The 14072-nt window shown below is 65.3% G+C and carries 10 protein-coding genes and 1 pseudogene; 2 read left to right on the forward strand and 9 right to left on the reverse strand.

Annotated features, from left to right (window positions below):
* Positions 1 to 127 precede the first annotated feature (127 nt).
* Positions 128 to 2560: a Tex family protein gene (locus tag AB0O52_RS16790; protein WP_364539703.1), complete on the reverse strand. Its 2433-nt coding sequence runs from the start codon at positions 2558 to 2560 to the stop codon at positions 128 to 130.
* A 98-nt stretch (positions 2561 to 2658) separates the two neighbouring features.
* On the opposite strand from AB0O52_RS16790, the gene AB0O52_RS16795 reads away from it, so the two are divergent.
* Positions 2659 to 2955, forward strand: a complete 297-nt coding sequence (locus AB0O52_RS16795; protein WP_364539705.1) for a hypothetical protein — start codon at positions 2659 to 2661, stop codon at positions 2953 to 2955.
* 78 nt (positions 2956 to 3033) lie between these two features.
* On the opposite strand, the gene AB0O52_RS16800 is transcribed toward AB0O52_RS16795, so the two are convergent.
* Positions 3034 to 3471 carry a CBS domain-containing protein gene (locus tag AB0O52_RS16800; RefSeq protein WP_364539708.1) on the reverse strand — a complete coding sequence of 146 codons (438 nt, stop codon included), beginning with the start codon at positions 3469 to 3471 and terminating at the stop codon, positions 3034 to 3036.
* Positions 3472 to 3603: 132 nt separating this feature from the next.
* Positions 3604 to 4062 (reverse strand): nucleoside deaminase, encoded by a 459-nt coding sequence (locus AB0O52_RS16805; protein ID WP_364539711.1) that lies wholly within the window; start codon positions 4060 to 4062, stop codon positions 3604 to 3606.
* 159 nt (positions 4063 to 4221) lie between these two features.
* Here AB0O52_RS16805 and AB0O52_RS16810 point away from each other — a divergent pair.
* Positions 4222 to 7860, forward strand: a pseudogene (locus tag AB0O52_RS16810) (TM0106 family RecB-like putative nuclease); the annotation flags it as partial.
* Here the strand turns inward: AB0O52_RS16810 and AB0O52_RS16815 are convergent.
* From AB0O52_RS16815 to dhaL, 6 genes are all read right to left on the reverse strand, one after another.
* Positions 7797 to 8669, reverse strand: a complete 873-nt coding sequence (locus AB0O52_RS16815) for a triose-phosphate isomerase family protein (protein ID WP_364539714.1) — start codon at positions 8667 to 8669, stop codon at positions 7797 to 7799. The pseudogene AB0O52_RS16810 and the gene AB0O52_RS16815 sit on opposite strands and share 64 nt — an antisense overlap.
* Positions 8620 to 9969 carry an MFS transporter gene (locus tag AB0O52_RS16820; RefSeq protein WP_364539717.1) on the reverse strand — a complete coding sequence of 450 codons (1350 nt, stop codon included), beginning with the start codon at positions 9967 to 9969 and terminating at the stop codon, positions 8620 to 8622. The genes AB0O52_RS16815 and AB0O52_RS16820 overlap by 50 nt, the downstream gene beginning before the upstream one ends.
* 85 nt (positions 9970 to 10054) lie before the next feature.
* The gene (locus AB0O52_RS16825; protein WP_364539720.1) at positions 10055 to 10822 is read right to left on the reverse strand and encodes an SDR family oxidoreductase; all 768 of its coding nucleotides are present in this window, start codon (positions 10820 to 10822) and stop codon (positions 10055 to 10057) included.
* Between the two features lie 25 nt (positions 10823 to 10847).
* Positions 10848 to 11837, reverse strand: a complete 990-nt coding sequence (locus AB0O52_RS16830) for a 3-hydroxyacyl-CoA dehydrogenase family protein (RefSeq protein WP_364539722.1) — start codon at positions 11835 to 11837, stop codon at positions 10848 to 10850.
* A gap of 1 nt (position 11838) precedes the next feature.
* A complete protein-coding gene (locus AB0O52_RS16835; RefSeq protein WP_364539725.1) occupies positions 11839 to 12321 on the reverse strand; it encodes a ribose-5-phosphate isomerase in 483 nt (160 codons plus the stop codon).
* A complete protein-coding gene (dhaL, locus tag AB0O52_RS16840; RefSeq protein WP_364539728.1) occupies positions 12318 to 14072 on the reverse strand; it encodes a dihydroxyacetone kinase subunit DhaL in 1755 nt (584 codons plus the stop codon). Before dhaL ends, AB0O52_RS16835 begins: the two co-directional genes overlap by 4 nt.

Consider the following 14072-nt stretch of genomic DNA (forward strand, 5'->3'; position numbering starts at 1 on the left):
CTGTTTTTTTGTGGTGCTGCGTGAATTCTTTTTACGGGCCCTCGTCATTCTGGGGGGGGCGGGCCAGCCGGCGCTTCCGCCACCGCCCCTGGCCCCCCGCACCCACGAAGTGGCTAAGAGAATGCGGCTACTTCCCGAGCCCGGCGCGGCGCAACGCTTCCGCCATGGCCGTGTTGACCGGCGCCTGGGGAGCCGCCTTCGCTGGAACCACTTTGCGACCGTCCTGTCCAGCCTGCGGCGCCGGGCGATTCTGGCCACGATCCCCTCGCTCGCCCCCATTGCGCCGCTCGCTGCGCTCAGGCTCGCCGCCGCGCGAGCCGCGGTCACGCCCGCCGCTCCGGGAACCGGACCCGCCCGCGGTGCCGGGTTCGTCGTCGAGCCTGAGGGTTAGTGAAATCCGCTTGCGCTCCGGATCGGCCTCCAGGACCTTCACGCGCACGACCTGTCCGGATTTCACGATCTCGCGGGGATCGGACACGAACTTGTTGGACAGCGCGGACACGTGGACCAGGCCGTCCTGGTGCACTCCGACATCCACGAACGCCCCGAACGCGGCCACGTTGGTGACGGTGCCTTCCAGGATCATGCCGGGTTTGAGGTCGGAGATCTTCTCGATGCCCTCGGAGAACGTCGCCGCGGCGAATGCCGGACGGGGGTCGCGGCCCGGCTTTTCGAGCTCGGACATAATGTCGCGCACTGTGGGCAGGCCGAACGTCCCGTCCACGAAGGCCTGAGGATCCAGCGAGGACACGGCGGCGCCACGGGCTGCGGCGACGATCTTACGAGCCACCGAGTACGCCTCCGGGTGGACGCTCGACGCGTCGAGCGGTTCCGCTCCCCCGGTGATGCGTAGGAAGCCCGCGCATTGCTCAAACGCCTTCGCACCTAGCCGCGGCACCTTCTTGAGGTCGGCCCGCTTGGCGAACGGCCCGTTCTCGTTGCGGTACGCCACAATGTTCTCACTCAAGAGCGGCCCGACGCCGGCCACCCGGGCCAGCAGCGCGGGCGACGCCGTGTTCACGTCCACGCCCACCGCATTCACGCAGTCCTCGACGACGGCGTCCAGCGAACGGTCCAGCTTCGCCGCCGTGACATCGTGCTGGTATTGCCCCACTCCGATCGACTTCGGTTCGATCTTCACCAATTCGGCCAGCGGATCCTGCAAGCGTCGGGCGATCGAAACGGCTCCGCGCAAGGACACGTCCATGCCCGGCAGTTCCGCGGCCGCGAGCGCGGATGCCGAATACACGGAGGCGCCGGCCTCGGACACCACGAGTTTCTGCAACGTGGGACCGCCGGATGCCGCCAGCGACTTGATGAGCTGAACGGCAAGCTTGTCCGTCTCGCGCGACGCCGTGCCGTTGCCGATAGCGACGAGTTCGACGCCGTGCTGCCGCGCCAAACGCTCCAGCGTCGCCAACGCCTCGTCCCACTTCTTTGCCGGGGCATGGGGATAGACGGTATCGGTGGCCACGACTTTGCCGGTGCCGTCGACGACGGCCACTTTCACGCCCGTCCGCAGTCCCGGGTCCAGGCCCAGCGTGGCGCGGTTTCCGGCCGGGGCGGCGAGGAGCACGTCGCGGAGGTTGGCGGCGAAGACCCGGACGGCTTCGTCCTCGGCCTGAGCGAACATGCGGCCGCGAAGATCATTGCTCAGCCGGTCCAGGATGCGCGAGCGCCAGGCGATCTGTGCGGTCTGCACGAGCCACGAATCGGCGGGCCGGCCACGCTCGGCGACCCCGAGGCACTTGGCCACGGCGTTCTCGTACCGGGCGCGCGCGGCAGCCAGGGCGTCGTCGTCGGCTGGTTCTGCCTCGGCGAGATCAAGCTCCAGGACGCCGTCGTTCTCGCCGCGCAAGAGTGCGAGCACGCGGTGGCCGGGCATGCCGGACGGCACTTGGGAGAACTCGAAGTAGTCCTTGAACTTCTGCCCCTCGAGTTCCTTGCCCTTCTTCACGCGCGAAACCATCCGACCCTGCGTCCACAACCGCTCGCGTAGCGTCTCGGCGAGATCGGGGTCCTGGGAGACCCGCTCCACGAGGATCGAGCGGGCGCCGGCGAGCGCCGCGGCGGCATCATCAATGGAGTGCTCGGCGTTGAGGTACTTGGCGGCCTCACGCTCGGGCTCGAGCTGGGGGTTCGCGAGCAGCGCATCGGCGAGTGGTTCGAGGCCGGCCTCGCGGGCGATCTGCGCTTTGGTACGGCGCTTGGATTTGAAGGGCAGGTAGATGTCTTCGAGCCGGGACTTGGTATCGGCCCCGACGACGGCGGCCTCCAGTTCCGGAGTTAGCTTGCCTTGCGCGGCAATCGCCTCAAGGACCGTCCGACGGCGGTCCTCCAGGTCCCGCAGGTACCGGAGCCGTTCCTCGAGCTCGCGCAACTGGGTGTCATCGAGCGTCCCGGTGACTTCCTTGCGGTACCGGGCGATAAACGGAACGGTGGATCCGGCGTCAAGCAAGTCAACCGCGGCCTTGACCTGCCAGGACTTCACGCCGAGTTCTTCGGCGATCAGGGCGTGGATGGCGGCGTCTGCTGACTGGTGCTGTGGAAGATGAGTCACCCTGACATTTTGCCCTACCTAAAGACGGCGCGGAGTGCTGTAGTGGAAAGAGCCGCCGTTGATCCGGTCAGGAATGCTACTCAAGGAAGAGGCGCATCATGCAAGAACTGCTCATCATCCTGCAGGACGGCTTTGACGCAGATGACGTAGAAGTCACCGTCAACCACAAAGAGGCCCACCACGAGCGCGACGTATCGACCAGGGAGATCCTGGGGATGGCGGCGGAGATCTCGGTGGAGTTGCCCGCGAAGGGATCCACCGTAGGCGTCGAGGTCACCAGCCGGCAGTTGAGCGCAAGCAAGAAACTGCATGGAAAGGCAAAGAGCCTGCTGGTATCCATCGAGGACGGGGAACTGGTGATGCGTGAAGGCACCGGGCGGGAAGCGTTTCTCTAGCTTCTGGGACTTCTTAACCCCCATACGGAAGCGCCACGGCCGGAGGGCCGTGGCGCTTGATGGATGCGAAAGTTGCGGTTAACCCTGTTGCGCCATGGGGGTCTTGGCGGAGATGTGCTCCACCAATTCGCCTACGCGCTCCTCGGTGTAGTTGCGGGCGATATCGCCCTGGCTGATGATGCCCACCAACTTGTGGTCGGTGATGACCGGAAGGCGCCGGATCTGGTGCTTTTCCATCAGGTCGATGGCGGCATCGACGCTGGCATCCGCATCGATCCAGATCGGCGTGCCCTGGGCCAGATCTGCCGCGGTCAGCCGGTCAGCATCCAGTCCCTCAGCAACGCACCTGACCACAATGTCGCGGTCAGTGATGAATCCCTTGAGTCTTCCATCGTTGCCGCAGATCGGCAGCGAACCGACGTCCAGGTCGCGCATCAGGACAGCCGCGTCACGCAGCGACTGCTCTTCTTTGACGCACTGGGCATTGGTGGTCATGAATTCGCGCACAACACTCATGAGTCCTCCTTGATCGATTGGGTATCGACGCGGACCCCCGGCACCGACGCCGATGCTGTCAGCCTACGCTTGGGCTAAGGCTGTGGCCAGATGCTGTTTGCTCCGCCGAATTACTTGTTGCTCCCGCCGGATTTACTCGGCGATGTCCTCGGCCCACAGGTCCGGATTCTCTTCCTGGAAGGTGCGCATCATGTCAACGCACCGCTGATCATCGAGGACCACAACCTCTACGCCCCGGGACTGCAACAGCTCGAATTCGCCGCCGAACGTGCGGGATTCCCCCACCACCACGCGCGGGATCTTGAACTGGATGATGGTGCCCGTGCACATGGCGCACGGCGCGAGGGTCGTGTACAGGATGGTGTCCCGGTAGCTTTTCTGTCGGCCGGCTGCGCGGAGAGCCGACATCTCCCCGTGCGCGATGGGGTCGCCGTTCTGGACACGTTCGTTGTGCCCGCTCGCGATCACCACGCCACCGCGTGCGAGCGCCGCGCCGATGGGAATGCCGCCTTCGTGAAGGCTCTTTTGGGCGGCCCGGTACGCGGCTTCGAAGGCTGGGTCCTGGGAGGTTGAGGCGTCAGACTGGGTCATTCGGAGCCTGCTTTCCGGGAAATGGGGATCGGGTGGGGGTGGCGGTGCTGTGCTGTCCGTGGTCCCTCTTGTGTTTGGACCAGCGTAGCGCCGGGGCTCTCCTTCTTGTCGGACCGCACTGATAGCTTGGCATCATCAGCTCAACAGTCCGGGGGCACGGTGTTTTTTCTCGATTCAGAAGTTGCAGGGCACCAGCAGGATTTGGTGTTTTCCGCCAGCGACCTCGTCACGGCTTCCACGTGCGAGTACCAGTTGCTGCGCAAGTTGGATGAGAAGCTGGGCCTCACCCAGAAGCCGACGTTCGACGTCGACGAAATGCTGGAACGGACCGCCGCGCTGGGCGACGTTCACGAGCACAGGGTGCTGGACCGCTTTATGGCCGAGTTCGGCACGTGGGATCCGCTTGCGCACACGGGCGTGTTCGACGTCGTTCCCGCCGAAGCGATGGACCGCGCCACCCTGCAGGCCAAGCATGCGGAATCCATCGAGGCGTTGCGGTCCGGCGCCGATGTGGTCTTCCAGGCGGCATTCTTCGACGGTCAGTTTCACGGACGGTCCGATTTCCTCGTCAAGCAGCCTGACGGCAGCTACGCGGTGTACGACACCAAGCTCGCCCGCCACGCCAAGGTCACTGCGCTGTTGCAACTGGCGGCCTATGCCGAGCAGTTGCTCAAGGCGGGAATCACTCCGGCCCCGGATCTGACCCTGGTCCTCGGGGCCACCATCCAGCGCGACGCTGGCGTGCCGGACGGCCGGGCCGGCTTCGACTATGTGCACAGCAACCACCGCCTCGCCGATGTCCTGCCGGTATACCGCGAACGCCGGGACCGCTTCCTTGCATTGACGGGCGCACACCGATCGCGGCTGGAGCCTATCCAATGGGGCGCGGCCGGGGTCACCGCATGCGGTCGCTGCGACTACTGCAAGGAGCAAGTGCGGCTCCACCGGGATCTGCTCATGGTGGCGGGCATGAGAATTACCCGGCGCAAGAAGCTCATGGAAAACGGCATTTTCACCATCGACGCCCTTGCCGAGATGCCCGACGCCGCGGATTCCGCCACAAGGCGCCTGCAGGAACAGGCCCGACTGCAAACCGGAATAGCCACGCCCGATGGCACCGTCAATTACACCGACAAGACGGGCACCGCGAAGAGCATCAGCTATTCCGTTCTGGAGCAGAATTCCCTGGCCCGGCTCCCCCGGCCAGACGCGGGAGACATCTTCTTCGACTTCGAGGGAGACCCCTTGTGGCAAGACCCGGTAACCGGCCGCTGGGGACTGGAGTACTTGTTCGGGGTCATCGAAAATCCGACCGAGCCGGGCGGATCTCCGGTGTTCAAGCCGTTCTGGGCACATTCCCGGGCTGAGGAACGGCAAGCGTTCATCGAGTTCCTCGACTACGTGGAAGAACGCCGCATGAAGTATCCGGACATGCGGATCTACCACTACGCGGCCTACGAGAAGACCGCGCTGCGGAACCTGTCGGTCATCCACACTGTGGGCGAAGCCGCAGTGGACAACCTTCTCCGCGAAGGCGTGCTGGTGGACCTCTACGACACCGTTCGGCACAGCATCCGCATCTCCGAAGACTCCTACAGCATCAAGAAACTCGAGCCTCTGTATATGGGCGAACATTTGCGCTCGGGCGACGTGACCGACGCCGGAGCCTCCGTGGTTGCCTACGCCAATTACTGCACGGCCCGGGACGCGAACCGCGAAGATGAGGCGGCAACGATCCTCGCGGGTATTTCCGACTACAACGAATACGACTGCCTCTCCACCCTGGAACTGCGGAATTGGCTGTTGGGCCTGGCAGCGGAACGCTCCATTGAGCCCGGTTTTCCGGCCGCTTCGGGACCCGAACTGCCTGCGGAGACCGCGCCGGACAAGTACGAGGCCGCGCCCGAGGAAACAGCCCTCCTCGACTACCTTGCGGACTTGCCGGACGATTCCCTCCGCTCCGACGACAACCGGGCGGTGGCCATGGTGGCGGCCGCGGTTGGCTTTCACCGGCGGGAGGACAAGCAATTCTGGTGGGGACACTTCGACCGCCTGGACCGGCCGGTCTCCGAATGGGAAGACACGAGGGACTGCTTCATCGTGGAAGGCGGCGAAGTGGTGCGTGATTGGGCCGTACTGCCTGGAAAGCGGAACCCCTCAAGGGATGTGCTGCTCTTCGGCCGCGCAGCCGAAGGATCAGGCTTCGGATCCGGTAAGACGTACTTCCGGATGTACGGTCCACCGGTGCCGGAGGCGTTCGACGGCAAGGCGTTTAGTGCCCAGGGCAGGTCAGGTGCAGGGGGTACCGAAATCCTGGAGGTCGGCGGTTACGGCCCTGCTGACGGAGCCGGAGAGGACCAAGCCGGCAAGGAAGCCGGCGACACGGTTCTGGTCCGGGAGATCCTGCCCAGCAAAACCTCCCCTTTCCAGCAGCTGCCCATGGCGCTCACGCCGGATGCTCCCGTCAACACAAAAGGTCAGCGCGCGGCCCTCTCGGAACTGGCCATCGAGGTACGCTCCAACCTGCCGTCATGGCCGAAGGACCCGGCTTTGGACCTGCTGCGCCGCATCCCGCCCCGGCTGAAAAGTCTCGGGGCCCTGCCCGTGGTCGAACCCGGAGACGAGGGGTATGTCAATGCCGTGACAGCCGCAGTCAACGACCTCGACCATTCCTACGTCGCAGTCCAAGGCCCTCCCGGCACGGGGAAGACCTATGTCGGCGCACGCGTCGTGGCCCGGTTGGTGGCGAAAGGTTGGAAGGTCGGGGTAGTGGGCCAATCGAACGCCATGATTGAGAACATGCTCTGCACGGCAATTGGGGCCGGGGTGAATCCCGACGTTGTCGCCAAGGATATGAAGCACGATGGCGACGTGCCGTGGAGCCGGCGCAAGGATAAGGACGTCGCCCGCCTCCTCGCCGCACCAGGCGGTTGCCTCATCGGCGGCACCGCCTGGGTTATGACGGGAAGCTCCGTGCCCGCCCGTTCCCTGGACTTGCTGGTGATCGACGAGGCCGGTCAGTTCTCGCTCGCCAACACGCTCGCCGTGAGCCGGGCAACGAAGCGGCTGCTGCTCCTTGGCGACCCGCAGCAACTTCCCCAAGTCACCCAGGGCAAGCACCCGGAACCCGTGGATGAGTCTGCCCTCGGCTGGCTGGCCCACGGCCTGCACACGCTGCCCGCGGAGCTCGGCTACTTCCTCGCGACGTCGTGGCGCATGCACCCGGATCTGTGCGCTGCGGTGTCGGAGCTGTCCTACGATGGTCGGCTGCATTCGGCACCGGCTGCTTCCGGGCGGCGGCTCTCCGGAGTCCGGGCCGGCGTCGAGTGTGTCTACGTCCCGCACAGCGGCAATTCCACGCAGTCTCCCGAAGAGGCTGCGGAGGTAGTCCGCCAAGTCAGGGCGCACCTGGGACTGGCTTGGCTGGACCCGCGCGAATCAGCCGAAGAGCGGCCGCTGCTCGAAAAGGACATCCTCGTGGTGGCTGCCTATAACGCCCAGGTCCAGCTCATCCAGCACGAACTGAGAATGGCTGGACTCCGCGGTGTGCGGGTCGGGACCGTGGACAAATTCCAAGGCCAGGAAGCCCCCGTGGTGATCGTGTCCATGGCTGCGTCTGCTGCCGCCGAGGTTCCGCGCGGCATGGAGTTCCTGCTCTCGCGCAACCGGATCAATGTGGCGGTGTCGCGCGGTCAGTGGCGCGCCGTCGTCGTGCGCTCACCGGAACTGACCAACTACTTGCCGACACAGCCGGAAGGGCTGGAGCACCTGGGAGGTTTTGTCGGACTGTGCCAGCGTGGCGGCCCGAGCGCCTCGTCCGCCGCGAGCGCCTCGTCCAAGACCGCCCCGAAGTTCGCGGCGTCGTGGGCGAAGCGGCCTAGGAACAGTCCGGACACACCCCGCAGCTCGGGCAGGAGCCCCGGTTTGGCCGAGCCACCGTAAATGATCGGCAGCCCCGCGAGGCCATGCTCGGCGAGCAAGTCTCGCAAGTGAGCGACGACGTCGGACACATAAGCTGCGCCGGCCGGCTCGGCAGCGCCGATGGCCCACACCGGTTCGTACGCAATAACCACGCGGCCCGCCGTCTCCCAGTCGTCCCGCACGGCGGCCGAGATCTGCTGGAACACGAACGACGCCGACACCGCCGGATCGGCGACGGCCTCCTCGCCGACACACAGCAACGGAGTCAACCCTGCTTCCACCGCGGCCCGGACCTTCAATGCGACCACGGCGTCGTCCTCGGCGAAATGCCGGCGTCGTTCAGCGTGTCCGATCTCCACGAGCCGCACACCCAGCTCCGCCAGCAACCGCGGTGACACTTCACCCGTCCACGGCCCCTCGGCCCAGCCACAGTTCTGCGCACCCAGAAGGAGCGGAGAGCCTTCCAGTATCCGGGCCGCGTCCGGCAACACGGGAAACGACGGGATCACAAACGGGACCACCCGCCCGGCCACCAGGGCCGGACGGGCGTCCACTTCACTTCGAACTTGCTCCAGCCAGGACATGCTGTGCCGGTAGCCCATGTACATCTTGGTGCTGACCCCGATGTACAACGGTCTACTTGCCCAGAAGGTCGTCGGCCTTGTTCTTGAATACCCGGGTGCCATACATCATGGCGGCCGCCAGGAAGGGCAGGATTCCGAGCGCGTAGACACCGGCGGATCCGGTGGGGTCTGCCGTGGCGCTGTTGACCGCGGTCCGCAGAATCGGAGCCACGAAACCGCCCAGGTTGCCCAGCGAGTTGATCAGGCCAATGCCGGCCGCGGCTGCGGAACCGGCGAGGAATGCCGTGGGGTAAGCCCAGACAACCGGCCCGACAGCGAGGAAGCTGCATACCGCGAGCGTGATGAAGATCAGTCCGAGCACCGGCTGGTGGTTGGTCCCGGCCCAGGCCGAACCGAGGATGCACAGACCCGTCGAGACGAACAGCACCGTGCCGAACGTGCGGCGCTTTGCGACCGTGTTGGCTGCCCGGCCGATCAGGTAGCAGGAGAAGATCCCGAAGAACCACGGAACCGCGATCAGGAGGCCGACCGCGAGGCCCACCTTCTGGCCGGTCAGCGACGAAACCTGCTGCGGGAGGAAGAAGGTGACGCCGTAGACGGCGATCTGCAGGCAGAAGTAGATGAGGGTGAAGTACCAGACGCGGCCGTTGCGCATCGCCGCGAAGACGCCCCGCGGCCCGCTTTCATCCTTTACAGTGTCCTCCTGGGTCATGATCTCCTTGAGCGCGAACTTCTCGTCGACGTTGAGGAACTTGGCCTTCTCCGGCCCGTTGATCAGGAAGAAGAACGCCGCAACGCCCGCGAGCACGGCCAGGATGCCCTCGATGAAGAACATGACCTGCCAGCCACGGACGCCCGGAAGCTGGTCGCCGATGTTGATGAGCCAGCCCGAGAGCGGGTTGCCGATCATCTGCGAGAACGGCTGGGCGAGGTAGAAGATCGCGAACATCTGCACGCGCACCTTGTTCGGGAACCACTCGGCCAGGTACATGATGACGCCCGGGAACAGGCCGGCCTCGGTCACGCCGAGCAGGAACCGCAGGATCACGAAGGACGTCTCACCCTGCACGAACGCGAAGCAGGCCGAGACGATGCCCCACGTGATCGCAATACGGGCGAGCCAGACCTTCGCACCCACCTTCTTGAGCAGCAGGTTGCTGGGGATTTCGAAGATCGCGTAACCGATGAAGAAAATACCGGCACCGAGCGCGAACGCCCCGGCCGAGACGCCTTTGTCGGCGCCGAGTGCAGCTTCGGCGAAACCGACATTGGTGCGGTCAAGGAAGGAAACCACATAGAGGATGACCAGCATCGGCATGAGCCGGGTGGCAGCCTTGCGGATCGCCGATTTCAGGATCGGCGAATCCAGCATCTCCTTCGTGGATGAAGTGGCAAGGGACATCGAAACTCCTCGTTGAGTAAGGACAGATGAGTAATCAGTGTTGAATAATCAGGTTTCAAGCATTCGGGATTAGTGCAGGTGCGGATTAGTGCATGTACAAGCCGCCGTCGACATTCAGCGTCTGGCCCGAGATGTAACCGGAGTCCTCGCTGATGAGGAAGGCGATGGCGGCGGCGATGTCCCGCGTGGAGCCCACACGGTTCACCACGAGGTCCTTGGTGAGTTCGTCCTTGCGTTCCTGGCTGAGGGTGCCGCCCATGATGTCGGTGTCGATCGGGCCGGGAGAAATGGCGTTGACGGTGATGTCGTACTCCCCCAGTTCCCGGGCGGTGGCACGGGTCAGGCCGATGACGCCGGCCTTGGCTACCGAGTACGGGGTCTTGGAGAACGTCCCGCCGCCGCGCTGTGCGGAGACCGAGGAGATGTTCACGATGCGGCCGATGCGGTTCTTGACCATGGATTCGGCCACGCGGCGGGTGGCGTAGTGGACGCCGTTGAGGTTGATATCCAGGACACGGTTCCATTCGGCTGGCTCGAGTTCCAGGTACGGGATCGGTGAGCTGACGCCGGCGACGTTGGCGAGGGCCACGATCTGCGGCAACTCGGCCTCGAGCGTGTCGATCGCGGAGCGCACGGATGCCTCGTCGGCCACGTTGGCGCCCACGCCGTAGGCCTGTACGCCGTATTCGGCGGCGATTTCCTTGGCGGTGGACTTGCAGAGTGCGTCGTCGAGGTCGATGATGCCGATGTTCCAGCCCTGTGCTGCAAGGTAGTTGGCGGTAGCCCGGCCGATGCCGCGCTCGGAAACGGCGCCGGTGACAATCGCGGTTCGTTCCGCGGGGAAGATGCTCATGGGTATTCTCCTGTGAATGTCGGGACTAGTTGATGGGTGCCGGGCCGAGCTCGTCGAGGAGCTTCTGCATGGCCACGTAGGCCTTGTTCCGGTAAGCGATGAGTTCCGGGGTGCGTTCCGCGGGGACGTTGAGGAAACCTGCCCCGCTCTTGGTCCCGAGCTTTCCTGCCTCCACGAGGTCGCTCAGGATCTTCGGGGTGGCGAAGCGTTCCGGGAATCCGGTCTGCAGGGATTTGTAGCAGAAGTCGTAGACGTCCAGTCCGGCCATGTCGGCGATCGCGAATGGGCCAAAGAACGGCAGACGGAAGCCGAACGTGGTACGGACCAGGGTGTCGACGTCGTCGGCTGTTGCGATCCCCTGCTCCACCAGCTGCGCAGCCTCGTGGAAAAGCGCGTATTGGAGCCGGTTGAGCACGAAGCCCGTGACGTCCTTCACCACAGCGGTTTGCTTGCCGGCCGCGTGGACCAGTTCGCGGGAAGCAGCAACGGTCTCCGGCGTGGTGCCGGCGTGGGGAATGATCTCGACGCCGGGAATGAACGGAGAGGGGTTGGAGAAGTGCACGCCCAGGAACCGCTCCGGACGTGCCACGGCCTCGGCCAGATCGGCGATGGAGATCGTGGAGGTGTTGGAGCCGATCACGGCGTCAGGACGGGAGGCGGCGCTGATGCGTGCCAGGGTCTTGTGCTTGATGTCGAGGACCTCCGGGACGGCTTCTTCGATGAAGTCGGCAACCGCCACGGCCTCTTCGATGTCCTTGGCCGCCCACAGATTGGCCTTCAGGATTGCCGTGGACCCTTCCGGAAAGAGGCCCGCGGCCACGAATTCATCCGACTCCACGAGCAGGCGGTCGTAGTTCTTCTGCGCGATTTCCGCGGACACATCCGCCAACGCCACGCGTGCCCCGCCGAGGGCCAGGACCTGCGCGATCCCGCCGCCCATGTAACCGGAGCCGACGACGGCGATCTTCCGGGCCGCGCTTCCGTCGCCTGCGGCGCTGCTTGTTGATTCAGTCATGTCACACTGCCTTTGTGTAATCGGGCTCGTAGGAGCAAATGGCGTCCACCTTGGCGGCGGAAGGTGATGTTTCGTCGAAGTGGTGGCCCAGCCATTCGTCCACCAGTTTCTTGGCCAGTTCCAAGCCGATCACCCGCTGTCCCATGGTCAGGACCTGGGCGTTGTTGCTCAGGACCGAGCGCTCAACGGAGTAGCTGTCGTGCGCGGTGACGGCCCGGATTCCGGGAACCTTGTTGGCCGCGATGGCCACGCCAAGGCCCGTTCCGCAGATCAAGAGGGCACGGTCTGCTTGGCCCTCGGCAACTTTGCGCGCCGCATCCACGGCAACGTGCGGGTAGGCCGTGGAGTCGTCGGCGCCGACGCCAACGTCGGTTACGGACGCCACCCGGGGATCGGCCTCAAGCAGCGCCATGAGCGCCTGCTTGTATTCCACGCCGGCTTCGTCATTGCCGACGACAATCCGCCAGCCCTCTGATGTACTCATGCTTGAACTCCGTTTCCTGCCGGGAGCGCCGGCTGTGAACCGCCCAGTTGTGAATCGATATGTTGTGAGATCCTCGCCGTGATCAGCCCGAAGGAGACCGCGCCAGGATCAGGGTGGCCCAGGCTCTTCTCCGCGAGCGGACGGGCCCGGCCCTTGAGGGGACGCAAACGCGCCGTCTCAGCTGCCGCGGACTCGGCCGCCGCAGCAGCAGCCGCGAGGGCCCGGTCAACCGGGGCTCCGGCGTCGAACTCTGTGAGGAACGCGTCCCGGTACGGCAGCAACGCGTCCACCATGGTCTTGTCGCCAGGTTCGGCTTTGCCGAGCTCCGTGATCGCCTCCACAAAGGCAGTGACGGCGGCCGCCGCGTCCTCACCCGAGTAACCCGCCTTATTGCCGAGCGCCTGCCCGGCCGCAATGATCGCCGAGCCCCACAGAGCGCCCGAGGTACCGCCGGCGCGTTCGCTCCAGGCCTCCCCCGCCGCCGTCAGGATCCGACCGATCGAGGCTCCGATTGCCGTCTCGGCTGCGGTGAAAGCGGCCTCCACGCCGCGTCGCATGCCGATGCCGTGGTCGCCGTCGCCGGCAATCGCGTCCAGCTTGCCGAGTTCTTCTTCATGCTCGACGACGACGTCCCGCACCTGGGCGAGCACGGCCACGGCCTGCCGCCCCAGTTCGGCAGCAGCTTCGGTGGGCTGCTCGACGTCGGACTCGTCCACGGCGGTGACGCTCGCTTGGTTGCGGGGCGGGCGGGGCGCGAGGTTGCCCTTGCGGAAGGCGGGGGTGTCCGCGGGTGCAGCCCAATACTGCTCAAGCTCCTCGTCCAGCCACAGCAGGGTCAGCGAAAGACCGGACATGTCCAGGCTTGTCACGAGCTCGCCGCACTCGGGTTCCACTACCGTGAGTCCTGCTTTGCCGAGGAGCTTCTCGATCTTGCCGAAGAGCAGGAAGAGTTCGTCGTACTTGACCGTGCCGAGGCCGTTGACGATGGCCACCACGCGGTTTCCGGCGTCGTCGGGCTTGTCGTTGAGGAGCTTGGAGACGAGCAGTTCGGCGAGCTCGGACGCCGTGGGCATTTTGTGCTCGGAAATGCCCGGCTCGCCGTGGATGCCCAGACCGAGGGACATCTGGCCGGCCGGTACATGGAACAGCGGATCCGAGGCGCCCGGAAGGGTGCAACCGTCGAAGGCCACGCCCAGCGAGCGTGTGCGGTAGTTCGTCTTGATCGCCAAGCGCTCGACGGCGTCGAGGTCCAGTCCCGCTTCGGCCGCGGCGCCGGCGATCTTGAAGACCGTGAGGTCGCCAGCGATTCCCCGCCGCTTTTCGATCTGGTCCAACGGAGCGCTGGCGATGTCGTCGGTGACAGTCACGGTTCGGGTTTCGATGCCCTCCGCGTTGAGCCGCAACTGGGCCTGGCCGAAGTGCAGCACGTCTCCTGCGTAGTTGCCGTAGCTGAGCAGGACTCCTCCGCCGGCGTTGGCTGCTTTGGCCACCCGATATACCTGGCCCGCCGCCGGGGAAGCAAACATGTTGCCGCACGCCGAGGCGGTTGCCAGGCCTGGCCCGACCAGTCCCGCGAAAGCCGGGTAGTGCCCCGAGCCTCCGCCCACCACCAAGGCGACCTGCCCGGTAGGCACTTCGGTGGACCGGACCACTCCGCCGTCCACCCGGGCAACATAGCCGCGGTTGGCGGCGACGAATCCGTCCAGCGCATCGTCCGCAAAGTCTGCGGGGTTGTCGAAGATCCTTGTCAT

The sequence above is a fragment of the Arthrobacter sp. NPDC080073 genome (genome assembly GCF_040686575.1).
Taxonomy (GTDB): domain Bacteria; phylum Actinomycetota; class Actinomycetes; order Actinomycetales; family Micrococcaceae; genus Arthrobacter.